Below are 22,847 nucleotides of genomic sequence, written 5' to 3'. Positions count from 1 at the left end.
TATAAATACGTCCTCATGATATTCATTTTTCTTAAAAAAGCATTAATGCTGTGCAACGCGTTTATTGTATTGAATCGATGCAATCACCGCCCACACAATAAATGCCACACCAATCAGACCTGTAACCACTTCAGGCACATGCACACCTGTACCACTGGCAATCATGATAAATGCCAATGCACCAATTGCATAATGCGCACCATGTTCAAGGTAGATATAAGCATCTAAAGTACCTTTTTCAACCAAATAAATGGTCATCGAACGTACGAACATTGCACCAATTGCAAGACCAAGCATGATGATCACAACATCTGATGTAATCGCAAATGCACCAATTACGCCATCAAAACTAAAAGAAGCATCTAAAACTTCGAGGTAAATAAAACCACCGATCCCTGCTTTGATTGCACCCGTTGGTGCGCCAGAAGCATCATGACCAATCGCATTGCCCTCTTCATCCACTTCAGGCTCACCACCAAGTAAATGACTGAGTACTTGCACCCCGATATAAATCACAATTCCCCAAATGCCTGCCATGGTAACCACAAGGCGCTTGGCTTCTTCAACATTGGCAGCCATGATTAATAAAGCAATCAATGCTAAGAAAACAGACATCGCAGGCACATTGGCTAAGTTGGCTAAACGTGCTTCAAGCCATTTAAACCAATGGGTATCTTTGCCTTCATCCAAGAAGAAATTTAGAAAAACCAACAATAAAAATGCGCCACCAAAGGCCGCAATTTCAGCGTGATGGGCAATCAGACGTTCTGAATAATTTTTCGGATCATTGAGTGCCATATTCACCACTTCCATCATGCCCATGTCTGCTGTTGCAGCCACGATCACGATCGGGAAGATCAAACGCATCCCAAAAACAGCGATGAGAATACCCACGGTTAAGAAAATCATTTTCCAAAAATGATCCCAACCACGCAAAACCGAAGCATTGACGACAGCATTGTCAAATGAAAGTGAAACTTCCATCACCGCTAAAATCGCAGTAATGGTTAATGCCGTGAACATTGTCTTTAAGCCAGCTTCTGGACCATGGTGAAAACCCCAATATGCAGAAATAGCCAGACACACGACCGTAAAGATGATTGAGAAACCAAAATGTTTCCACATGATAGATCGACCTATGAATAATTTTTTATCTACTGATAAACGAAGAGTACTTAAAAGCAGGTTTAAGCGAGATAGGCTAATTATGACAACTTTTGTCTAGGATGCTTAAATTCTTGGTATGATTTTTTTAAATGTTCTCTTTGGTTTAAACGGTTTTTCAGGTCGTAATTTTTTTATTTATTGTTATAGTTAATCCATTTTTTATAAACAATTTGGAATCATTGTATGTCATTTTCTCAAGACGTTTGGCAGCGTAATCAAGCACTTTATCAAAAAACTTTGGCACTACCATTTAACCAAGAACTCGCAGCAGGTACTTTAGACAAAGCGGCTTTTTGTCACTATGTTATTCAAGATGCTCATTATTTAGTGGCATATGGTCGTGCTTTAGCAGTCTGCGGTGCCAAAGCCTATGCTGCCGATGACATTATCCAATTTACCCAAGGTGCAAAAGAAGCCATTGTGGTTGAACGCAGTTTGCATGATGGTTTTATGCAAGATTTTGGTATTAGCAAACAAGATTTTGAAAATACGCCTTTGACTTTGGCATGTCATCATTACACTTCATTTTTAACAGCAACAGCTTGGTCAGAAAGCTATCCTGTGGTTTTGGCTTCTCTCTTACCTTGTTTCTGGATTTATGCAGAAGTGGGCAAAGATATTGTCAATAAATCATCCCAAAACAACCCATACCAAGCATGGGTCGACACGTATTCTGGTGAAGAGTTTAATGAAGCAGTGAAAAATGTTTTACTCACCATTGACCGTATTGCAGCACGTTGTGATGCTGATACCATTGAGAAAATGCATCAAGCCTATACCAAAGGTGTTGAACTTGAATATTTATTTTGGGATAGCGCTTATCATCAAAGACAATGGTTGAGTCTAGATGAGCAATAAGTTGTAGCAGATATTCCGTCCCTGACCTTCTCCTTTCAAAGGAGAAGGAACGTCAACATCACTTCAAAGCAGCTTAAATCTCTTTTAGATTTTCAGATTTTAACCTTCTATTTTATTTTGAATTTCTCAAGAATAAATATAATTCCATCCATAAATCAAAGCTGCTGCGGCAATCACCCAACCCAGTGTTGCTACACTTAAACATGACCACACAGGCATTTTAGTTGCCAACAGATACACAACGATGAGATAGATAAAATAAGGAATTAAAGACCATATTCCAAATAATGCGGTTTGCTTCAATGCAACTGCACCTTTGTCATGTGCCACAATCACATGTGCAATCAATGCAAAAGTAGGAAACAAGGGGACTAAACCAGCGATATAAAATACTTTGCTTTTAGACAGTAAAGCAATCAATAACACCACTGCTGCCCCAAGTACACATTTCAATAATAAAGACAGCATTTCGATATTGCTCTGAACCTAAAATTTTAAATATTCAAATTTTAACGCAATGTTTTTCTTATGCGTAAATTTAGTAGGAAACATCCAATTAAAAACTCATGACTAGACATTTGACTAAAATTCACAGATAATTATTGATAATAATTATCATTATCAATTTTATATTTGGTCAATTGCGAGGTCCATATGCAAAATCCGACTTTAGGTACTGAGGCGATTCGCACATTTTTTACTTTACAATGTTGTTGGTTAAATAACGAGGAAATTTATCTTGAAAAAGGTTGCCAACATTGCGGTGCTGCTGCGACGTATTTGATTTATTTCACCAATTCACACATCCAAAAAATGATGTTGGCATTTATCGAACAATATCATTGTCATCTGTCCCAAGGTTGGGATTTGTTGGATCTGCATGATTTTGAAGATCACTATAATGATTTTTTACAACTACTTGAAAAAGAAATAAATTTCTATGCCAGACAGCATCATGATATCCCACGTCAGTTTGCTTTTGAGGAGCTTGATTCTATTTTTGAAAGACCTTATCCGATTGCCTGTTAAATATATTTGTGAAAAAGTAGAGGAAAGTACAAGTATTAAAATACTTTTTCTCTACTTCGTTTTATAAATTAAATGATATTAATTTCTGCGCCATTTTCCCCAATAGAGAAACATCATAAAGGCAGCTATTACTAAAAAAATCATGAGTCGTGTTTCCATTTTTATCAAACCGCTCTCAGGACTATTACTGGTTGCTCTAAATTTATCTTGCATTTCTTCTTTAGTTAAGTTGCTATTTTGGTTCATCAGATCAATGACTTGCTGAGGCTTATCCCCTTCACCAACAATCATATAAATCGCAAGAGGCTCAAAACCATTTTGCTCAGGCACACCAATACTGAGTTTAAAATCTTGAATACCATACTCAGGTACCCAGTCCATCACTTGTGCATAGGTACGGATCACATCACCATCCTTTACAACAGGATCTTGAATTTTTTTATCCGTTTGGTCTTCGATTTCATCTGCAATATCATCAAATTCATTCAATGAAAATTTTTTGCGTAATGGTAAATCATCTGCAACTAATAGCGTTTGGCTCAATTTTTCAGTGGGATTGGCTTTATTAATCAAACCTTCAGGTAAAATCACTAAATTCATTTGGGCTGTACGGTCAGGTACAGTCTGTTTACCAATCACATAAATTGCTGTCCACGCTTGGGTACTTGGGGTAACATCGGTAAATTCCATTTGAGCCGCATGTTCTACATCTAATTGTAGAAATTGCTCAAAGGTCACAATTTTACTTTCTTGTGCAAAAATACTACAACTTAACAGCAACCCCATTCCCAATACACATATCTTTTTTAGCATTTTATATACTCGTTGTTTCTAATTTTTTGTCTCACATCTATTATTTTATTATTTTTTAAACTATAAAAATTAAATATTTATTTAACTTATACTCCGAGATAAATTTTAGTCACTTTATGACCACTTTTATTTAAAAATATTATGCTTCAACTTTTCAAATACATAGTTATAAGTCGAAATATCATGAGTTCTCAGACTACATCTTCATTTTGATTATTGTATTTTTCACATGCTACTGACATAAATTGACGCTAAAAAATGATTTAATACAACTTGAACAAATTTAAATCGCTATCATATACACCCTACATTTGCACAATTCCGAGAAAGTCTTTATGAGCCAAAGTCATATCCGTATTCGAGGCGCACGTACCCATAATTTAAAAAATGTGAACCTTGATATTCCACGAGACAAGTTTGTGGTGATTACGGGGCTTTCAGGTTCAGGTAAATCATCTCTGGCTTTTGATACCTTATATGCTGAAGGTCAACGTCGTTATGTTGAATCGTTGTCTGCTTATGCACGCCAGTTTTTATCACAAATGGAAAAACCTGAAGTTGATTCGATTGAAGGTTTAAGTCCAGCCATTGCCATCGAACAAAAGTCAACCAGCCATAACCCACGTTCAACGGTCGGAACAATCACGGAAATTTACGATTATTTACGTCTACTTTATGCACGTGTAGGTACGCCCTACTGTCCTGAGCATGATCTGCCAATGGTGGCACAGACTATTTCGGAAATGGTCGATGCTGTAAAAGCCCTAGAGGAAGGTACAGCACTCATGTTGCTTGCGCCCGTAGTCCGTGAGCGTAAAGGCGAATACAGTAACCTCTTTGAGCAATTACAAAGTCAAGGTTTTGTACGTGCTCGTGTCGATGGTGAAGTGATCGACATTGACACACCACCTGAATTGGATAAAAAGAAAAAACACACCATTGAAGTGGTGGTGGATCGTTTTAAAGTGCGTGATGACTTAGGTAATCGTATTGCAGAAAGCTTTGAAACAGCCCTGCGTTTAGGTGGCGATATTGCAATTTTATCGTGGATGAAAGGTGAACAACCTGACCGTGTATTTTCAGCAAAACATTCATGTCCTGAATGTGACCGCGCTGTGGCTGAACTTGAACCACGTTTATTCTCTTTTAATAACCCATTTGGTGCTTGTCCTGTTTGTGATGGTTTAGGTACACGTAGCCATTTTAGTGCAGAAAAATTAATTCCAAATCCTGAAGTTTCTGTCAGCCAAGGTGCGATTCGGGGTTGGGACAGACAACGTCCATATTATTATTCAATGATTCAAAAAGTAGCGGATCATTTTAGTTTTTCTTTGGATACGCCATGGAATGAACTCGATGCCGATACCAAAAAGAAATTTCTCTATGGTACAGGCAAGGAAAAAATTGACCTCAGTTATGTCGATGAGCGTGGTCGCAAACATAATCGAGTACAGCCCTTTGAAGGAATTTTGCCGCATTTAGAACGTCGTTATCGTGAAACAGAGTCAAATTATGTCCGTGATGACTTGGCGCAATATTTATCCAATGCAGCGTGTGATGCTTGTGGTGGTTCTCGTCTCAATGAAATTTCACGCCATGTGCGTGTCAAAGACAAAACCATTGCCGAAATTACCAAAATGTCGATTGGTGATGCGGAAAGTTATTATCAAGATTTAAATCTTGATGGTGCAAAAGGTGAAATCGCCGATAAGATTTTTAAAGAAATCCGTGAGCGTTTGCATTTCCTTGTTTCGGTGGGTTTGAATTATCTTAGCCTTTCTCGTTCTGCTGAAACCTTGTCAGGCGGTGAAGCGCAGCGTATTCGTCTGGCTTCGCAAATCGGTGCTGGTTTGATGGGCGTGATGTACGTCCTCGATGAACCATCTATTGGTTTGCATCAACGTGATAATGATCGTTTGCTTGAAACCCTCGTGCGTTTACGTGACCTCGGCAATACGGTATTAGTCGTTGAGCATGATGAGGATGCCATTCGTGCAGCAGATCATATTATTGATATCGGTCCAGGTGCAGGTGTGCATGGTGGTCATGTGATTGCCGAAGGGACTTATGATGAATTGGCTGCGAATCAAGATTCACTCACAGGGCAATATTTATCTGGAAAATTAAAAATCGAAGTCCCGAAAGCCCGTGTGCAACCGCCTAAGCCTGAAGAGCAAATCAAACTGATGGGTGCAGCAGGTCATAATCTGAAAAATGTCGATTTGACGATTCCTTTGGGTGTGATGACCTGTGTCACAGGCGTGTCAGGTTCTGGTAAATCAACGCTCATCAACCGTACTTTATTGCCTTTGGCTGCGACCCAACTTAACGGTGCAACAACGTTAACGGCTGAAAAGTTTGACTCGATTGATGGTTTACAGTTCCTTGATAAAGTCGTGGATATTGACCAAAGTCCGATTGGTCGTACACCGCGTTCCAACCCTGCAACCTATACAGGTTTATTTACTCCGATTCGTGAACTCTTTGCTCAAACGCCTGAAGCCAAAGCCCGTGGTTATGCAGCAGGTCGTTTCTCCTTTAATGTGAAAGGTGGTCGCTGTGAAGCCTGTGAAGGTGACGGTATGATCAAGGTTGCGATGCATTTCTTACCAGATATGTATGTGCCTTGCGATGCGTGCCATGGCAAGCGTTATAACCGTGAAACTTTAGAGGTCGGCTATAAAGGCAAAAATATTTCTGATGTGTTGGAAATGACGGTTGAAGATGCAATGCATTTCTTTGATGCGATTCCTGTGATCCATCGTCGTTTGGAAACTTTAAACCAAGTGGGTTTAGGCTATATTCGTTTGGGTCAGTCTGCAACCACACTTTCAGGAGGTGAAGCGCAGCGTGTCAAACTCGCACGTGAGCTTGCAAAACGTGATACAGGTAAGACCTTGTATGTGTTAGATGAGCCAACCACTGGCTTGCATTTCCATGATATTGCAAAACTTTTGGATATTCTTCATGAGTTACGCAATAAGGGGAATACCATCGTGGTAATTGAGCATAATTTGGATGTGATCAAAACTGCGGACTGGATTGTGGATTTAGGTCCTGAAGGTGGTGCTGGTGGTGGTGAAATTATTGCGGAAGGTACACCTGAACACGTGGCGAAATCGAAAGTTTCTCATACAGCGAAGTTTTTAAAGCCGATGTTGAAGTAAGACTTTTCCCCTGCCATTATTTGAAAATGATGTTCCCCTCTTTTTAAAGAGGGGTCAGGGGAGATTAAAAAGAAGATTGAAAAATATAAATTTTATTGGGGAAATAATGCGCTTTTCAGAAAGATACGGATATAAACCTGTTCGGGAAATTATTCAAAAATAAAGTATGGATGATGCTTTAAAAAATGGATTATGGAATGCGATTAGTGAATGCATTTTTCAAAAATACTCTCCCCCCTATATTGCTCGAACTAATCTTATATCAGAAAGTAACCTAGAATCATTTTTTAAATTATTATTCCATAGTTGCTTCAAAAAAAGAATTGATCAAATTCCATATTTGATAGAAGCCACTATTGGAGAAATTGACACTTTATTTTTCAAAAAATACCGTTGGTATGAAATTTATGATTTTATAGAAGCTTGCATTCAATACTTTCCTTTTGATGAAAATAAAGAAGATTTCATTCTTTTATTAAATGATTGCTTAGAAGTTGAAAACTCTGCTTATAGAATAGTCGACAATCAAATTACAGAAATTACCTCAGAACAAGAAATCGAATCTATTGAACAAGCTTTAGAAAATACAAGTCCATATTCAGGGGTCCAACAACACTTAAATCAAGCTCTAAAATTGATATCAGATCGTCAAAACCCTGACTATCGAAATTCAATTAAAGAATCCATCAGTGCCGTTGAATCTATCTGTAAAATTGTGACTCATGACGAAAAAGCTACTTTAGGAAAAGCTTTAAAACTTGTTGAGGATAAATTTGGCTTACACCCTGCGCTCAAAGGAAGTTTAAGCCAACTTTATGGCTACACATCAGATAGTGATGGTATCCGTCATGCAATGCTTGAAGAATCTAATTTAACATATATCGATGCTAAATTTATGCTCGTTGCATGTACTAATTTCATCAATTACTTCATTGAAAAAACGAAATAACTATATTTTAAAATGATCAAAAAAACCTCTTTTGAGGTTTTCCATCCTCACCCATGCACCACATTCTTACCTTGTGCTTTTGCACGAAATAAAGACTGATCCGCCTGCATAAACAACTCATTCCATGAACTCGCCCCTACAGCAACACCAAGGCTCACCGAGATATGAATACTTTCATCTGTATCAGGAATAGAAATTTTTAAAGCAGCAATAGCAAAACGAATCTGTTCAGCAAGTGCAAGTAATTGCACCAAAGGCTGCCCTTGAACCAAGACTAAAAACTCATCACCACCAAAACGCACAATCAAATCTGCATTTTTCACACTATGTTGGACAGTATGTGCTACTAGCTCAATCACACAATCCCCCACAATATGCCCATAGTGATCATTTACCGTTTTAAAATTATCAATATCCACCATAATCAAACCTAACTGTGAAAATTGGCTTGGATTGATCGCAATAGTATTGAGATAATTTTCCAATGCTAAACGATTGGATACACCTGTTAAGCTGTCTGTATTTGCCATATTTTTCAGTTGAAACTCAAATTCGGCACGCTGATTTAACATATCCCCTAACCGATCAACAGCTTCATTCAACGAATGCGATGTCATTAATTTTTGTTCTACATCTGTATCAATATCATAACGTTGGATCAGTTCCAAAATTTTGTCACGTGCATGGATCAACGGTGAAAATACTCTTTTTTGTGCATAAACCATGGTAAATAATGCAGCAAATAAAGAAATCATAGAGATCAAACTCACCAAGATTAATTTTTGTTGTGCTTGAAATTCTTGCTGCTTTGCAACCTCAACACTTTGCGTTAATAAATACTTTTGCAGCTCGACAACCGTTAAAAATTTATCTGAGACGGCATGGCTGAGCTCAACTCCATTCATGTGATAAGGCACTTTACGGTTACTTTCCTCAATTAACTGGATAATGATCGGAATCCCTTGATCAATAAACTGTGTTTTTACCAATTGATAACGCTGCTCAAATTCAGGTGTTTTATATTTTTCTAGCTGAACCGCATTGACCAAATACCATAAATAATTAACTTGTTTCTGTGTTTGTAACGCTTGGGCAATATTATTACTCGGTAATGGCTGTTGATAAGACACATACGCCATAATATTAGAAGCAACTCGCCCAGCCTGATCACGCAAATCAGCTAAAATTAAAGTCAAAGTATAATAATTCGAGACCTCGCCTTGTTTATTTTGAGACTGCATGACCACATTTTTAAGTAGACTATACGCATGATCCCACGCACTAAACATGCTTTGAATGGCATGATCATATTGATTTGCATTACGTTGGTGTGCATCCATAGCCAGATATATATCTACCGCTTGGCGACCTTGTAACAAACTTGGGAGTACTTTTAATTTTAATTCCCCCGCCAATGCCGTTGCTCCAGATGCTTGTAAACTATTTAAGGTAGATACAACTTGTGCATCCACGGTCTGACGATATTGAACCAATTCTTGAATATTTTTTTGCTGATCCGCAGCTGCGCTCGACATCGCAACATTAGAAGGGCCACGTTCACGCGATATTTTATTGGCTAAATCAGCCACCACACTTAAGTTATGAATTTCCACCAATGTTTTTTGCGCTTTTTGATATTCAATAAAACTATTTACAATCAAAGGAATCGAAATAGATAAAAACAAGACGATAATGATGAGCATCGACAGCATTAATCGCTTCGTTATTTGTTCAGAATGTCGATTAAACATTGAAAAATGCTTTCCTTTGAGTAAAAAAATGAATGAATGCAGTCAAAAAATAAACAATATATCAAAGTAATGTAAAACATATTTGAGCATTGTGAAACACTTAGCATCGCTCAGAATGGATGAATTACCTGATATTTTTAAATAAAAGTCAATTTTGTTTAGCCATATTAAATAATTATCGTTTTTTCGAATCTTAATGATCAAAATTCTCTGTTTTACAGATATCAATAAACTGAATATAGTTATCACATCAAATTGATAAATTATTTTTTATATATCGCGCTGTAAGTTTCTTGTTATACCCTTTTCAGCCCAGTCACCTCTATCGACTGGGCATTTTTTTGCCTACGCTTTTACCTTAAGTAACTATAAATATTTAGCTTATCTAATACATCTAAGGTTAATGCTTTACGTTCTGCCACATTATCTGCTGCATGCATCTGCATATTTAAAGAAAAGGCAGTAATTTTGCCATGACCATTGTCTACCCAACCACTGTACCAACCCACTTGTGGCGAAACATCCATTCCCCAACCACTTTTAGCATAGAGTTTTAAGTCACCACGTTGCTCTATCAAAAGCATTTGTTTTACCTGTTGCTGTACTTTTATATCAAACGGCAATTGTTCAGTGGCTAAACGATAGACAAATTCTGCTTCTTGTTGTGGTGTAATTTTTAAAGGACCTTTTAACCAAAATTGATCAACTTGTGTACCAATTTCAGCATTACCAAATCCGACTCGTTTGACTTCGCTTTGCATTAAGTCTAAGCCAATACGTTTGGCTAATTCTTGATATACAGGTACAGCAGAAGCCTGCATTGCTTGTGCCAAAGTCAGGTCTTTTTCCCAACTCGGAAATGCACGTTTTTGACCGTCCCATTTAAAGATCTCAGTTACGCTAGACTTGTTATATTGTAAACCAATCAAGGCATTTAATATTTTAAAAGTAGATGCTGGGATAAATGCTGTATTGGCTCGGCTTAAATCATTACCTACCTGTTGAAACTGCTGTCCATCATAAAGCACCACAACTGCTTGGGTTTTTGCCTCGTCAAATAGATGAGGAATATCTTGCACTCGAGTATTAATTTGATCGGGAGGAGTCTTTATAGCCTCTTGTGAATGATGTACTAACCTTTGATGTGCACATGCAGTGCTTAATACTATCAGGCTCACAATAGCAATTTGCTTGATACCGCGCATTATTGTTCCATCATTTTGGTATATATCCGCATCATAGCTTGCATAGATTTGAAAGAATGTCGTGTTTTTCAGAACAGGATGTAAGAAAATATTTACAAGTGCAACAATTAAGTGCATAATGCACCCCATTAGGGCGATTTAGAAATATTCCTCAGCAGAATTTCTAAATTTTCCGAAGATTTTGGCGAAAAATCCCAATTTTGATAAAAAATTGGGATTTTTTTTGTCAAAATAAAATGCTCTAGTCCTTTATTTGCACCAAAATAAAGCATTAAAAATTTAAATCAATTCTTCCTTTAATTTCTAAATCTAGATTGAGCAATTTATTAACTTAAAGTTTAAAATAACTTCTATTATTTATATTTTTTTAATATTAATTAAATTCAAATTTAAAGAAAAAAAAAGCCCAATCTTGGGGAAAATCGGGCATTAAAAAGTAAAACCATGGAGAAAGTAATCAAATTTTTTATATAAATTTGATATAACAATTATGTAAAAAATAATCGATAAAGTAAAGCCGATTATTTTAGTATGAATTAACATATCGCACATTCAAAATAAAAAATGTGATATTTATCACCTATATTTTTTTATATGACTATTTTTTATCCAACGTGTCATTTTATTGCAAAAATCATGTGTTAAATTTACAAAAAAATATATTTATAAATATTTCAACAACTCATTAAAACAAAATTGAAATAATTAATTATTTCAATAGAAAATAAAATATTAATAGATAAAAACAATTAACATATAATGATAATTCATTGAATACTTCCCCATCTTATGTGAATTTTCACTATTTATTTACTTGTTCTGATTGATATTTTTATTCGGTTGACTTAAATTCTGCCATTTGATCATTTTTTAATCTTTAGCATATTCATTGGCTCAAATCAAAATATAATATCTTTATACATCATTGACTTAATATATTGTTACAATACAATGCAGCAAGTTTATCCCATTTCAACAACTGGAAATGATTATGAAAAAACTCGGTTTAGCCACTGCTTTATTATTAGCCATGACCGGTGCTCAAGCGTATCAATTTGAAGTTCAAGGTCAAACTGAATACATCGATACAACTGTAAATGACAAAGATTTTACAGGTGGTATTCAAGCTACTGTTTACCTAAAAGATGTTGACTCTTCAAAAGGTCCATTGGCTGAAGCTGCATTTTTAAACCAAGCTTCTAACATTTCGCTTGCTTATAACTATGGCGAAGTGGGTTCAAATGGTGTTGACATCATCGCACATAACTTTGGTGCTAAAGCGGAAGCATATCTTCCAACAAAATTCGTACCAGTTTATGCAAGTGCTGCTTATAGCCACACTATTTTAGACAGCAAAAACCAAAATCGTACTGACGACAATGGTGACCGTTATGCATTAGAAGTGGGTGCGCTTGCAACTAAAAACTTCTTGGTTGCTATAGGTTATACAAGTGTTGCAGACCAAACTGCGCTTGATGCATTCAATGTCATGGGCAATGGTGTTGCAAAAGCTGTTGCAGAAGCAGCAACAATTGGTGAAGACCAAGATGCTTTGACTGCACGTACTAAATATGTAGGCAACATCGATGGTACAAATATGGCGGTTGGTTTTGAAACAGGTATCGTTTATGGCGATGATACTGCGTATCAATTTAAAACTGATTTGTATTTGAACTCACAGTTAAGTGTTGGTGCATCTTATGCAGAATCTAGCTTTGATGCTACACCTGATTCAGCTTGGGGCGCAAACGTAAATTACTTCATCACACCTGCAATTGCAGTGGGTGCAAGCTACGTAAATGCAAACTCTAAAGCTGCAAATGACACCCAAACTGTTGGCGTGAATGCAAAATTCCGTTTCTAAGAATGAGTCTTTTATCGACTTAATTCTGAAAAAAGCAGATCAAATGATCTGCTTTTTTGTCTTAAATTGTATGATTCTAATCATTAGATCTTGCTGAAAATGTGAATAGTCGCTAAAACATTAACCCATAACATTTTCAAAATGACTTTAGGACAACAATATGAGCGCATCTGTTTACGATATTCCTGTCAAAACTATTCAAGGTGAAGATGTCACCTTAAATCAATATCAGGGTAAAGTCCTTTTATTGGTCAATGTTGCATCGAAATGTGGATTGACACCACAGTACGAAGGTTTAGAAAAACTCTATCAGGACAAAAAACAACAAGGCTTGGAAATTTTAGGCTTCCCTGCCAATAACTTCTTGGCACAAGAGCCTGGCACAAATGAAGAGATTCAACAGTTTTGCTCACTAACCTACGATGTACACTTTCCACTTTTTGCTAAAATCTCAGTTGCAGGGGATGACAAACACCCACTGTACGACACCTTGATTCACGCGATTCCTGAACGTATTGGTGAAGGACCATGGTGGAAAGACTTAGTGGACTATGGTTTAACGCCAAATCCAAAACCAGAAGTATTATGGAACTTTGAAAAATTCTTAGTCAATAAACATGGTGAAATCGTGGCACGTTTTGCCCCAGATATTACCGCCGATGACCCACGTATTGTACAAGTGATCGAAGCGGAACTTTCCAAAGCATAATTACTCACCTACTCAAAAAGATGACTACGGTCATCTTTTCAGTTTTTCGAATCCCTAAAATATAACTAAAGTAATAAACTGTTATTCATTTGCAATAATCCTATATTTATCCATAGTTCAGTTTTATATTAAAAATCATAAGATTATTTGTGAATTTGAATATTATGAAAAAGCTACTTCAAGGCGCCCTGCTCCCTTTTGTTATTTTTAGCTCGGGTATCGTTTTACTTGGCTGTAATCAAGCTGCTGAGCCACAAGAGCACATTGAATCCTTTGAACAAGCTGAAACTTTACAAGATAAATCCAATGCAAATGCCTCTTTAGCGACAGAAGTTGAAAATGAAGCTACGCAAGTACAAACGAATGAAAATTTAAAAAGCGGTAATATGTTTTATATTGCGCGTGACGTTGCGGATGTTCAGCTCAAAACAGGAACGTACATCGAAAAATTACAACAAGCGCAAACAGACTTACAAACTGCAATCAACAACAAAGACCAACAGCAATTACAAGAAACAGCTAAAAGTTTAAGCCGTGAGTTACAAGGTTTTAATACTGCACTGATTTCTTTAGATTTAAAGAGCCAAGAGATCGACAACATACGCCAACAAGTCTTATCTGCGAATAAACAAGTTTTGAACTCTGCGCTGTTAAATGGTGAAGTTGATTTTACAAAAATTGATTTTGATAAAATCGAAAAACAAATGGGAACAATCCAGTCTGAAATGATCAAGCTGGCAGGAATGATGATTCCTAAAGGTGGATCTACAGACAGTCAAAATAGTTAATTTTACATCATATCCAAATTTATCTTCTTTAAAATAGGATATCCGCTTCAATGCTGAATATCCTATTCTCATAATATTTTCAAATTCTAAATTTAGTTTTGTGCTTTAAATGCTTGTTGCATGGTTTGTTGAATTTGCTTAGAAACCTTACGTTGTTCTAAAAAAGAGAAATCACCACGATAGCTTTGTTGAACGATTTCTTGTGCAAGATCATGCAGAAACTGTCTTCCATTTTGTTGATATAACATTGCTTCTTTGGCATTTAAATGGATATACCAACATGACACCACCGAACTCATATCGATGGCAATAGCAAAATAATACTGTGCATCGTCCTGATACAATTCCCAAAAATGTGCTTGTTGTTCGATTATTTTCATCCTAAGAGATTCTACTTTTTACTATTTTTTCTAACATACGTGCAAACGCCTCAGCGTCCAATGCAACTTTAGCGGTATAACGGACATTTTCAAGCTTACATTGTATTTATAATTAGGTGTATGTTTTAATGCTCAATATATAAGAATGACTGAAATTAACCATGCAACTGATTATTTTCATAGGTGTACAAGCATCGGGTAAGTCGACATTTTATAAAGAATATTTTTATAAAACTCACTTGCGTATCAACTTAGATATGTTAAAAACTCGGCATCGTGAAAAAATATTGTTTGAAGCCTGTATCGCAAGTAAAAGTAAATGTGTAATAGATAATACCAATATGAGTAAAACAGACCGCAGTCGTTATATTCAAATGGCAAAAGAGGCTGGTTTTCTTATTGTGAGTTATTATTTCGAAACAGATTTAGACTGTGCTTTAGAACATAACAGAGAACGACAAGGTAAAGAGCGAATCCCAGATCAAGGTGTACGTGCAACCGCCAGAAAATTTGAACCGCCTTCAATTGAAGAAGGTTTTGATGAAATTTATAAAGTTAAAATTATAGAAAATCAGCAATTTTCTATACAGCTTTTAGAAACCAAAGAAGAATAGCATGAGATTTGATGAACTAGATCAAAGTTTAAGAATATTTGAAACTGCACATGACTTTTGTGTACCACCACAACATTATATTATTGTGCGTTTAGATGGACGTGGTTTTACACGGCTAACCAAAGATATTTGGCAATTTGAAGCACCTTTTGATATTCGTTTTAGGGATTTAATGGTTGAAACGACTGCACATTTGATGCAATGTGGTTTTAATATCATTTATGGTTATACCCAAAGTGATGAAATTTCATTACTTTTTCATTTAGATGAAAACAGTTTTAACCGTAAAACCCGAAAAATTATTTCGATTTTGGCTGCTGAAGCCAGTGCGAAATTTAGTATTTCACATGGGCAAATAGCCACTTTTGATGCTCGCATTTGTATATTACCCACTGCAAAAATTGTGGAAGATTATTTTCGTTGGCGACATGAAGATGCGCACCGTAATGCTTTAAATGCACATTGTTATTGGATGCTGCGTAAAGAAGGTGAAAATATAAATAAAGCAACCAATCAAGTAAAAGGCTTATCTCGCCAAGAAAAGCATGATCTGTTGTTTAGCCGAGATATTAATTTTAATGAATTACCTGCATGGCAAAAACGTGGCACAGGTTTGTATTGGAAAAATATGATAAAAGAAGGTTTTAATCCTCAAACGAATCAACCTATAACCTCAACTCGACGACAAATTTTTAAGGATTATGAATTACCTTTAGGTGATGAGTATAGTCGGTTTATACAGAGACAATTTCTATAGATCTCTGCTTTGCATCGATTTTACATTAAAAAACCACCCTTTCGGGTGGTTCTTTAATCTCAAACCGACAATTACATTGCGCGGTTTTTGATTTTGCGGATGGTTTCCAACTGTGCAGCAGTTTCTGCAAGTGCAGCCAAAGCAGCAGCTGAGTCCAAGTCGCTTTTTTGATTTGCAAGCAATTGTTCAGCATTTTTACGTGCTTCAATAATTGCAGCTTCATCTAAGTTTTCAGCACGAACAGCAGTATCTGCTAGAACCGTAACCACATGCGGTTGAACTTCAAGTACACCACCAGATACATAGATTAACTCTTCTGTACCGTTCTCAAGCAGAACGCGAATTGCACCCGGCTTAAGTAAAGTCACTAGCGGCGCATGACCAGGCATAATACCAAGTTCACCACCAGCACCTTTTGCGATCAGCATTGTTACAGTGCCTGAGTACAAAGACTCTTTTACACTCACAACGTCACATTGCATTGTAGACATGAGAATCTCCTAAATTAGGGAACTAATTAAAGTTTCTCAGCTTTAGCAATCACTTCGTCAATACCACCAACCATATAGAACGCTTGTTCTGGGATGTGATCGTATTCACCAGCTAAAAGACCTTTAAAGCCACGAATCGTTTCTTTAAGTGGTACAAGTTTACCAGGTGCACCAGTAAACACTTCAGCTACGTGGAACGGTTGAGAGAAGAAACGCTGGATCTTACGTGCACGGTATACAGTAAGTTTGTCTTCTTCTGACAATTCGTCCATACCAAGAATTGCGATAATGTCTTTCAATTCTTTATAACGTTGAAGAACATTTTGAACTGAACGCGCGATTTCGTAATGCTCAGTACCTACAACTAATGGATCTAACTGACGTGAAGTTGAGTCAAGTGGATCGATCGCAGGGTAAATACCTTGAGAAGCGATGTCACGGCTCAATACTACAGTCGCATCTAAGTGAGCGAATGTTGTCGCTGGAGATGGATCCGTTAAGTCATCGGCTGGTACATATACCGCTTGGATAGATGTAATCGAACCAGACTTAGTCGACGTAATACGTTCTTGAAGAACACCCATTTCTTCTGCAAGTGTTGGTTGGTAACCTACTGCAGATGGCATACGACCTAGAAGTGCTGATACTTCAGTACCCGCTAGTGTATAACGATAGATGTTGTCTACGAACAATAATACGTCACGGCCTTTACCGTTTTCGTCTTTTTGATCACGGAAGTACTCAGCCATCGTCAAACCAGTTAACGCTACACGTAAACGGTTACCAGGTGGCTCGTTCATCTGACCGTAGACCATTGCTACTTTGTCAAGAACGTTAGAGTCTTTCATCTCGTGATAGAAGTCGTTACCTTCACGAGTACGTTCACCAACACCAGCGAATACAGATAAACCTGAGTGCGCTTTAGCGATGTTGTTGATCAACTCCATCATGTTTACGGTTTTACCAACACCCGCACCACCGAATAAACCAACTTTACCACCTTTCGCAAACGGGCAAAGTAAGTCGATGACTTTAATACCTGTTTCTAAAAGGTCAGTAGACGCAGCTTGTTCAGCATAAGAAGGTGCTTGACGGTGAATCGGTAAACGATCTTCAGTTGCAACTGGACCAGCTTCGTCGATCGGGCGACCAAGAACGTCCATGATACGACCTAAACATGCAGTACCTACAGGTACAGAAATAGGTGCACCAGTACTTGTTACGTTTAGACCACGTTTAAGACCTTCAGTAGATCCCATTGCAATAGTACGAACTACGCCATCACCAAGTTGTTGCTGAACTTCTAACGTAGTTTCAGTACCGTCAACGTGGAGAGCGTCATAGATCTTAGGAACGCTGTTGCGTTCAAACTCGACGTCGATAACCGCGCCGATGATCTGAATGATACGACCGCTACTCATTGCTGTCTCCTCAATTCAAAATAATGTTAAACGGCAGCGGCACCACCAACGATCTCAGAAATTTCCTGAGTAATCGCGGCTTGACGCAGCTTGTTATAAATGAGTTGTAGGCTCTTGATAAGCTCACCTGCGTTATCCGTTGCAGCTTTCATTGCTACCATACGTGCAGATTGCTCACATGCGATGTTTTCAATCACACCTTGATACACCATCGACTCGATGTAACGAACCAATAAACCATTTAAAAGCTCTTCAGCTTCTGGTTCATAGAGGTAATCCCAACCGTATTGACGGTTTAGATCCTCACTTGTATCAGCCGCAGCCAAAGGAACAAGTTGTTCGATCTTTTGATTTTGAGTCATGGCATTGACAAAGCCGTTTGACACAAGATAAATACGATCTAATTCGCCTTTATCAAATGCGTCTAACATCACCTGTACAGAACCAGTTAACTGTTCAAGACTTGGAGCATCACCAACTTGTGTTGTCGCACCAAGTACCTTACCGCCGTAGTTTTTAAAAAACGAAACCGCTTTTTGACCAATCAAAGCAAATTGAACTTCAATTGACTGCTCTTGTTGCTGTTGGACATGTTTGACCACTTTCTTGAACAAGTTAATGTTCAAACCACCAGCAAGGCCACGATCTGAAGACACAATGATATAGCCAACGCGTTTTACAGGACGTTCAACCATATAACGGTGTTTATATTCAGGATTCGCTTGTACCAAATGAGCAATTACACGGTGCATATTTTCGGCATACGGACGGCCCTGAGCCATGCGCTCTTGCGCACGACGCATCTTAGAAGCTGCTACCATTTGCATCGCGCGAGTAATTTTCTGCGTGCTCTTGATACTAGCTACTTTGGCGCGAATTTCTTTTAAATTTGCCATACGCTTAACCTAGTATTCGAAAGCCCTTTCGAGCTTCCGAAGGTTGATCCGTGAACCAAACCTTAACTAGATTCAATCTGATTGAATCTTAGTAAGTTTGAGTCGCTTTAAAGCTTTCAATACCTGCTTTGAATGCAGCTTCGATGTCTTTGTTCCAATCACCAGTTTCATCGATTTGTTGCATTAACGCAGCATGTTCTGAACGGAAGTAAGAGATTAACGCAGTATCAAAGTCTACGATTTTCTTCACTTCAACGTCAGCCATATAGCCTTCGTTAGATGCATATACTGATACAGCTTGGTCAGCAATTGAATATGGAGCATATTGTTTTTGCTTCATTAATTCAGTTACACGTTGACCATGTTCAAGTTGCTTACGTGTTGCTTCATCAAGGTCAGAAGCAAACTGAGCAAACGCTGCCAATTCACGGTATTGCGCTAAAGCGGTACGGATACCACCAGACAATTTTTTGATGATCTTCGTTTGAGCAGAACCACCAACACGTGATACAGAGATACCTGCGTTCACAGCAGGACGAATACCTGCGTTAAATAATGATGTTTCTAAGAAGATCTGACCGTCAGTAATCGAAATTACGTTGGTTGGTACGAATGCAGATACGTCACCCGCTTGAGTTTCAATGATTGGCAATGCAGTTAAAGAACCAGTTTGACCTTTAACTTCACCATTCGTGAATTTCTCAACATAGTCAGCAGATACACGAGAAGCACGCTCAAGTAGACGTGAATGAAGATAGAACACGTCACCTGGATAAGCTTCACGACCTGGTGGACGACGAAGAAGCAATGAAATTTGACGATATGCAACCGCTTGTTTAGACAAGTCATCATAAATGATAAGCGCATCTTCACCACGGTCACGGAAGTACTCACCCATTGTACAACCAGCATATGGAGCTAAATACTGCATTGCTGCAGGATCAGCTGCAGCAGCTGCTACAACAGTGGTGTACGCCATTGCGCCAGTTTCTTCAAGCTTACGCACTACGTTTGCAATTGTTGATTGTTTTTGACCAATCGCAACGTATACGCATTTAATGCCTGATTGTTTTTGAGCAATGATCGCATCAATCGCCATTGCTGTTTTACCAGTTTGACGGTCACCAATGATCAACTCACGTTGACCACGACCTACTGGGATCATTGTATCTACTGATTTATAACCAGTTTGTACAGGTTGATCCACTGATTGACGCCAAATTACGCCTGGTGCTACTTTTTCAACAGCATCAGTAAGTTTTGCATCAATAGGGCCTTTACCATCAATTGGATTACCCAAAGCATCTACTACACGGCCTAGAAGTTCAGGACCAACTGGAACTTCTAATACACGACCTGTGCAACGTGCTTTTTGACCTTCTTGAAGGCTTAAGTAGTTACCTAAAACAACGGCACCCACTGAATCCTGTTCTAGGTTCAGTGCCATACCGTATAAGCCGCCGTCGAATTCGATCATTTCACCGTACATTGCATCAGCAAGGCCGTGAATACGCACAATACCGTCGGAAACCATAACAATGGTTCCTTCGTTCTTAGCGGTCGCGCTGGTGTCCAGATCGCCGATACGCTGTTTAATGAGCGCACTGATCTCGGATGGATTCAGTTGTTGCATTGCGCTATACCTCAATCTTTTTTAAGTTCAGTCTTCTTTTACGCTGTAATTCTTTATAAATAATTACGCAAGAAGACGAGTCCGCATTTTTTCAAGCTTGTTAAGCGCAGAATCATCTATCACTTGGTCGCCTGCACGAATAACAACACCAGCGATTAAAGCCGGGTTGACTTCCACTGTTACTTTCACAGCACTGTTAAAACGTTTTTCAAGTGCATGTGCAAGTTTTTGTTCTTGTACTGAATCAAGCGGAAAAGCCGATTCAATAACAACATCAACAGTATTGTTATTCTGTGATTTAAGCTGTTCGTATTCTTCAGCAATTTCAGGAAGCAGAAGCAAACGATCATTTTCAGCAAGTAAGGTCAAAAAGTTTGACACTTGCGTCGTTTGTACGTCACCTAAAAGTTTAGAGAACACACCTACTTGTTCAGTAGGAGTCAGCTCAGGGCGATTTAAATAAGCGGAAAATGCTTCGTCTTGCACCGCAGCACTTAGCATCTGTAATGCATTTGACCAAACGTCAGTTGCATTTTGTTCAGATGCATAAGCAAAAGCTGCTTTAGCGTACGGGCGTGCCAACGTCAAGAGTTCAGCCATATTCGCCTCTCTTAAAGTTTAGCAGCCAGCTGATTCAGCATGGCATTATGAGCTTCTGCGTCAACTTGTTGGTTCAGAATTTTCTCTGCACCAGCAACTGCAAGAGCAGCAACTTGTTGACGTAATTCTTCACGTGCAGAATTGATTTCTTGATCAACAGACTCTTTCGCTTGTTGACGAATACGCTCGCCCTCAGCAGATGCTTGAGTGCGTGCCTCTTCAACCAATTGTGCTGCACGACGGTTCGCTTGTTCGATCAATTGAGCCGCTTGTGCTTTTGCTGCATCAATTTCTTGCTTCACTTGAGCTTGCGCATCGGCAAGGTCAGCTTTTGCTTTTTCAGCAGCATTTAAGCCATCAGCGATACGACGCTGACGCTCACTAATCGCATTGATTAGTGGTGGCCATACAAATTTCATGCAGAATGCGACAAAAATCGCAAATGCAATCGCTTGGCCAATCAATGTGAGGTTGATATTCATTGCAAATTCCTCAATGGTTTAATTTAGGAATTAAGCTGATTAACCTACAAATGGATTTGCGAAGATGAAGAACAAACCAATACCAACGCCGATCATAGGCACAGCATCAAGAAGACCCGCAATTAAGAACATACGAGTTTGAAGTTGTGGAGCCAATTCTGGTTGACGAGCAACAGCTTCAAGGAAGCGACCGCCTAAAAGACCAAAACCAATCGCAGTACCTAAAGCACCAAAAGCGATCAAGATAGCAGATGCAATTGCAACTAGACCTAAAGTGAGTTCCATGATAATTCCTCAGAGGTTAGGTTTATACCAAATTAAGTTAAAAAAACTGTACCTAACCACCGATTGATAGTTAGGTAATACCATTAATGCTTTTCGCTTGCCATGCTTAGATAAACGATGGTGAGCATCATAAAAATAAATGCTTGCAGGGTGATAATCAAAATATGGAAAATCGCCCATGGCACAGACAATGCCCACTGGATCCAGAATGGTAATAATGCAATAAGGATGAAGATTAACTCACCTGCATACATGTTACCGAATAGTCGTAGAGCCAAAGAGATTGGACGTGCAAGGAAAGTTACCAATTCCAAAAGCAAGTTAAATGGAATTAAAAGCGCTTTAGCGATTGGATTCTTAGGATTAAATGGATTAAGTGCTAATTCACCTACGAAACCACCCACACCTTTTTCACGAATACTGTAGAAAATAATGAGAGCAAATACAGATAAAGACATACCGAGGGTAATGTTAGGATCTGTAGTAGGTACAATTTTGAAATACACGCTGTGCGGATCAACGCCCAACATCGCTCCAAATACATGCTGACCAAGATAAGGAATCCAGTCAACAGGAATTAAATCCATCAAGTTCATGAGGAAAATCCACACGAAGATGGTTAGAGATAAAGGTGCAATCAAACGTGACTTTCCGTGGAAAGTATCACGAACACTTGAATCTACAAACTCAATAATCATTTCGATTGCAGACTGGAACTTGGTTGGAACACCAGAGTTTGCAGCTTTCGCTACACACCAGAACAACAAACAGAAAATTAAACCAAGTCCGATAGACCAACCCATTGAATCCAAGTGAATAGCAGTGAACCCCATCTGTTGAGCTTCAGCACCACTTTCAGCCAATTTCCACGTACCGTCTGGCATTTTGCCATAGGTCATATTGGTCAAGTGATGCTTGATATACTCGGTCGAAGTAAGGGCATGTTCTTCAGCAGCCATAAATCACACCTGGTCAATGTAAAAAAACT

23 protein-coding genes are annotated in these 22,847 nt (G+C 38.2%); 9 read left to right on the top strand and 14 right to left on the bottom strand.

The genetic code is table 11. The features are described from left to right. Positions 1-42 precede the first annotated feature (42 nt). Entirely contained in the window at positions 43-1,125 is a 1,083-nt protein-coding gene (locus HUS24_RS11415) for a DUF475 domain-containing protein (protein ID WP_173912125.1), read from the bottom strand. Between the two features lie 225 nt (positions 1,126-1,350). On the opposite strand from HUS24_RS11415, the gene tenA reads away from it, so the two are divergent. Beyond that, complete coding sequence (gene tenA / locus HUS24_RS11410; RefSeq protein ID WP_173912124.1) at positions 1,351-2,025, top strand: thiaminase II; 675 nt, start codon at positions 1,351-1,353, stop codon at positions 2,023-2,025. A 126-nt stretch (positions 2,026-2,151) separates the two neighbouring features. Here the strand turns inward: tenA and HUS24_RS11405 are convergent, their stop codons facing one another. Beyond that, complete coding sequence (locus HUS24_RS11405; protein ID WP_173912123.1) at positions 2,152-2,493, bottom strand: GlpM family protein; 342 nt, start codon at positions 2,491-2,493, stop codon at positions 2,152-2,154. Between the two features lie 186 nt (positions 2,494-2,679). Between HUS24_RS11405 and HUS24_RS11400 the strand changes: the two genes are divergently transcribed. Further along, on the top strand, positions 2,680-3,054 hold the full coding sequence (locus HUS24_RS11400) for a hypothetical protein (RefSeq protein ID WP_173912122.1): 375 nt from the start codon (positions 2,680-2,682) through the stop codon (positions 3,052-3,054). Between the two features lie 78 nt (positions 3,055-3,132). Here the strand turns inward: HUS24_RS11400 and HUS24_RS11395 are convergent, their stop codons facing one another. Beyond that, positions 3,133-3,867, bottom strand: coding sequence for a hypothetical protein (locus HUS24_RS11395; RefSeq protein ID WP_173912121.1), 735 nt, complete (start codon positions 3,865-3,867; stop codon positions 3,133-3,135). Positions 3,868-4,202: 335 nt separating this feature from the next. Here HUS24_RS11395 and uvrA point away from each other — a divergent pair, with 335 nt between their 5' ends. Further along, positions 4,203-7,034 carry an excinuclease ABC subunit UvrA gene (uvrA, locus tag HUS24_RS11390; protein ID WP_173912120.1) on the top strand — a complete coding sequence of 944 codons (2,832 nt, stop codon included), beginning with the start codon at positions 4,203-4,205 and terminating at the stop codon, positions 7,032-7,034. Positions 7,035-7,200: 166 nt separating this feature from the next. Beyond that, positions 7,201-7,983, top strand: coding sequence for an AbiJ-NTD4 domain-containing protein (locus tag HUS24_RS11385; RefSeq protein ID WP_254433851.1), 783 nt, complete (start codon positions 7,201-7,203; stop codon positions 7,981-7,983). A gap of 47 nt (positions 7,984-8,030) precedes the next feature. Here the strand turns inward: HUS24_RS11385 and HUS24_RS11380 are convergent, their stop codons facing one another. After that, a complete protein-coding gene (locus HUS24_RS11380; RefSeq protein ID WP_173912119.1) occupies positions 8,031-9,734 on the bottom strand; it encodes a GGDEF domain-containing protein in 1,704 nt (567 codons plus the stop codon). Between the two features lie 353 nt (positions 9,735-10,087). Then, positions 10,088-10,939: a class D beta-lactamase gene (blaOXA, locus tag HUS24_RS11375; protein WP_173912552.1), complete on the bottom strand. Its 852-nt coding sequence runs from the start codon at positions 10,937-10,939 to the stop codon at positions 10,088-10,090. 991 nt (positions 10,940-11,930) lie between these two features. Here blaOXA and omp33-36 point away from each other — a divergent pair. The 3 genes from omp33-36 to HUS24_RS11360 all read left to right on the top strand — a co-directional run bounded on the left by omp33-36 (position 11,931) and on the right by HUS24_RS11360 (position 14,300). Next, a complete protein-coding gene (gene omp33-36, locus HUS24_RS11370; RefSeq protein WP_173912118.1) occupies positions 11,931-12,803 on the top strand; it encodes a porin Omp33-36 in 873 nt (290 codons plus the stop codon). Between the two features lie 160 nt (positions 12,804-12,963). Then, entirely contained in the window at positions 12,964-13,512 is a 549-nt protein-coding gene (locus tag HUS24_RS11365) for a glutathione peroxidase (RefSeq protein ID WP_173912117.1), read from the top strand. Positions 13,513-13,676: 164 nt separating this feature from the next. Beyond that, complete coding sequence (locus HUS24_RS11360; protein ID WP_173912116.1) at positions 13,677-14,300, top strand: hypothetical protein; 624 nt, start codon at positions 13,677-13,679, stop codon at positions 14,298-14,300. A gap of 92 nt (positions 14,301-14,392) precedes the next feature. On the opposite strand, the gene HUS24_RS11355 is transcribed toward HUS24_RS11360, so the two are convergent. After that, on the bottom strand, positions 14,393-14,680 hold the full coding sequence (locus HUS24_RS11355; RefSeq protein WP_173912115.1) for a hypothetical protein: 288 nt from the start codon (positions 14,678-14,680) through the stop codon (positions 14,393-14,395). A gap of 161 nt (positions 14,681-14,841) precedes the next feature. Here HUS24_RS11355 and HUS24_RS11350 point away from each other — a divergent pair, with 161 nt between their 5' ends. Then, positions 14,842-15,294: an ATP-binding protein gene (locus tag HUS24_RS11350; protein WP_173912114.1), complete on the top strand. Its 453-nt coding sequence runs from the start codon at positions 14,842-14,844 to the stop codon at positions 15,292-15,294. 1 nt (position 15,295) lies between these two features. Beyond that, positions 15,296-16,051 (top strand): tRNA(His) guanylyltransferase Thg1 family protein, encoded by a 756-nt coding sequence (locus HUS24_RS11345; protein WP_173912113.1) that lies wholly within the window; start codon positions 15,296-15,298, stop codon positions 16,049-16,051. A gap of 71 nt (positions 16,052-16,122) precedes the next feature. On the opposite strand, the gene HUS24_RS11340 is transcribed toward HUS24_RS11345, so the two are convergent. The 8 genes from HUS24_RS11340 to atpB form a co-directional block, all read right to left on the bottom strand. After that, a complete protein-coding gene (locus HUS24_RS11340; protein ID WP_065993272.1) occupies positions 16,123-16,542 on the bottom strand; it encodes a F0F1 ATP synthase subunit epsilon in 420 nt (139 codons plus the stop codon). 26 nt (positions 16,543-16,568) lie between these two features. Further along, positions 16,569-17,963, bottom strand: coding sequence for a F0F1 ATP synthase subunit beta (gene atpD / locus HUS24_RS11335; protein ID WP_065993271.1), 1,395 nt, complete (start codon positions 17,961-17,963; stop codon positions 16,569-16,571). A gap of 26 nt (positions 17,964-17,989) precedes the next feature. Then, the gene (gene atpG, locus HUS24_RS11330) at positions 17,990-18,859 is read right to left on the bottom strand and encodes a F0F1 ATP synthase subunit gamma (protein ID WP_173912112.1); all 870 of its coding nucleotides are present in this window, start codon (positions 18,857-18,859) and stop codon (positions 17,990-17,992) included. 88 nt (positions 18,860-18,947) lie between these two features. Next, entirely contained in the window at positions 18,948-20,492 is a 1,545-nt protein-coding gene (gene atpA / locus HUS24_RS11325; protein WP_173912111.1) for a F0F1 ATP synthase subunit alpha, read from the bottom strand. Between the two features lie 63 nt (positions 20,493-20,555). After that, the gene (locus HUS24_RS11320; protein ID WP_065993268.1) at positions 20,556-21,092 is read right to left on the bottom strand and encodes a F0F1 ATP synthase subunit delta; all 537 of its coding nucleotides are present in this window, start codon (positions 21,090-21,092) and stop codon (positions 20,556-20,558) included. Positions 21,093-21,103: 11 nt separating this feature from the next. After that, positions 21,104-21,574, bottom strand: a complete 471-nt coding sequence (locus tag HUS24_RS11315; RefSeq protein WP_065993267.1) for a F0F1 ATP synthase subunit B — start codon at positions 21,572-21,574, stop codon at positions 21,104-21,106. 39 nt (positions 21,575-21,613) lie between these two features. Further along, a complete protein-coding gene (gene atpE / locus HUS24_RS11310) occupies positions 21,614-21,859 on the bottom strand; it encodes a F0F1 ATP synthase subunit C (RefSeq protein WP_000424060.1) in 246 nt (81 codons plus the stop codon). 83 nt (positions 21,860-21,942) lie between these two features. Continuing rightward, positions 21,943-22,818, bottom strand: coding sequence for a F0F1 ATP synthase subunit A (atpB, locus tag HUS24_RS11305; RefSeq protein WP_173912110.1), 876 nt, complete (start codon positions 22,816-22,818; stop codon positions 21,943-21,945). Positions 22,819-22,847 lie beyond the last annotated feature (29 nt).

The sequence above is a fragment of the Acinetobacter sp. Marseille-Q1618 genome (assembly GCF_902809855.1).
In the GTDB taxonomy this organism is placed as follows: Bacteria; Pseudomonadota; Gammaproteobacteria; order Pseudomonadales; family Moraxellaceae; genus Acinetobacter.
Note: the sequence above shows the minus strand (reverse complement) of the source record. Positions and strands in the feature narration are given on the sequence as shown.

Excerpts from the sequence above, each read along its gene's own strand:
- HUS24_RS11355 (WP_173912115.1), bottom strand. The coding sequence starts at position 14,680 with ATGAAAATAATCGAACAACAAGCACATTTTTGGGAATTGTATCAGGAC.
- atpG (WP_173912112.1), bottom strand. The coding sequence starts at position 18,859 with ATGGCAAATTTAAAAGAAATTCGCGCCAAAGTAGCTAGTATCAAGAGC.
- blaOXA (WP_173912552.1), bottom strand. The coding sequence starts at position 10,939 with ATGCGCGGTATCAAGCAAATTGCTATTGTGAGCCTGATAGTATTAAGC.
- HUS24_RS11405 (WP_173912123.1), bottom strand. The coding sequence starts at position 2,493 with ATGCTGTCTTTATTATTGAAATGTGTACTTGGGGCAGCAGTGGTGTTA.
- HUS24_RS11415 (WP_173912125.1), bottom strand. The coding sequence starts at position 1,125 with ATGTGGAAACATTTTGGTTTCTCAATCATCTTTACGGTCGTGTGTCTG.
- HUS24_RS11315 (WP_065993267.1), bottom strand. The coding sequence starts at position 21,574 with ATGAATATCAACCTCACATTGATTGGCCAAGCGATTGCATTTGCGATT.
- omp33-36 (WP_173912118.1), top strand. The coding sequence starts at position 11,931 with ATGAAAAAACTCGGTTTAGCCACTGCTTTATTATTAGCCATGACCGGT.
- uvrA (WP_173912120.1), top strand. The coding sequence starts at position 4,203 with ATGAGCCAAAGTCATATCCGTATTCGAGGCGCACGTACCCATAATTTA.
- HUS24_RS11365 (WP_173912117.1), top strand. The coding sequence starts at position 12,964 with ATGAGCGCATCTGTTTACGATATTCCTGTCAAAACTATTCAAGGTGAA.
- atpA (WP_173912111.1), bottom strand. The coding sequence starts at position 20,492 with ATGCAACAACTGAATCCATCCGAGATCAGTGCGCTCATTAAACAGCGT.
- atpE (WP_000424060.1), bottom strand. The coding sequence starts at position 21,859 with ATGGAACTCACTTTAGGTCTAGTTGCAATTGCATCTGCTATCTTGATC.
- HUS24_RS11360 (WP_173912116.1), top strand. The coding sequence starts at position 13,677 with ATGAAAAAGCTACTTCAAGGCGCCCTGCTCCCTTTTGTTATTTTTAGC.
- HUS24_RS11340 (WP_065993272.1), bottom strand. The coding sequence starts at position 16,542 with ATGTCTACAATGCAATGTGACGTTGTGAGTGTAAAAGAGTCTTTGTAC.
- tenA (WP_173912124.1), top strand. The coding sequence starts at position 1,351 with ATGTCATTTTCTCAAGACGTTTGGCAGCGTAATCAAGCACTTTATCAA.
- HUS24_RS11320 (WP_065993268.1), bottom strand. The coding sequence starts at position 21,092 with ATGGCTGAACTCTTGACGTTGGCACGCCCGTACGCTAAAGCAGCTTTT.
- HUS24_RS11385 (WP_254433851.1), top strand. The coding sequence starts at position 7,201 with ATGGATGATGCTTTAAAAAATGGATTATGGAATGCGATTAGTGAATGC.
- atpB (WP_173912110.1), bottom strand. The coding sequence starts at position 22,818 with ATGGCTGCTGAAGAACATGCCCTTACTTCGACCGAGTATATCAAGCAT.
- atpD (WP_065993271.1), bottom strand. The coding sequence starts at position 17,963 with ATGAGTAGCGGTCGTATCATTCAGATCATCGGCGCGGTTATCGACGTC.
- HUS24_RS11380 (WP_173912119.1), bottom strand. The coding sequence starts at position 9,734 with ATGTTTAATCGACATTCTGAACAAATAACGAAGCGATTAATGCTGTCG.
- HUS24_RS11400 (WP_173912122.1), top strand. The coding sequence starts at position 2,680 with ATGCAAAATCCGACTTTAGGTACTGAGGCGATTCGCACATTTTTTACT.
- HUS24_RS11345 (WP_173912113.1), top strand. The coding sequence starts at position 15,296 with ATGAGATTTGATGAACTAGATCAAAGTTTAAGAATATTTGAAACTGCA.
- HUS24_RS11350 (WP_173912114.1), top strand. The coding sequence starts at position 14,842 with ATGCAACTGATTATTTTCATAGGTGTACAAGCATCGGGTAAGTCGACA.
- HUS24_RS11395 (WP_173912121.1), bottom strand. The coding sequence starts at position 3,867 with ATGCTAAAAAAGATATGTGTATTGGGAATGGGGTTGCTGTTAAGTTGT.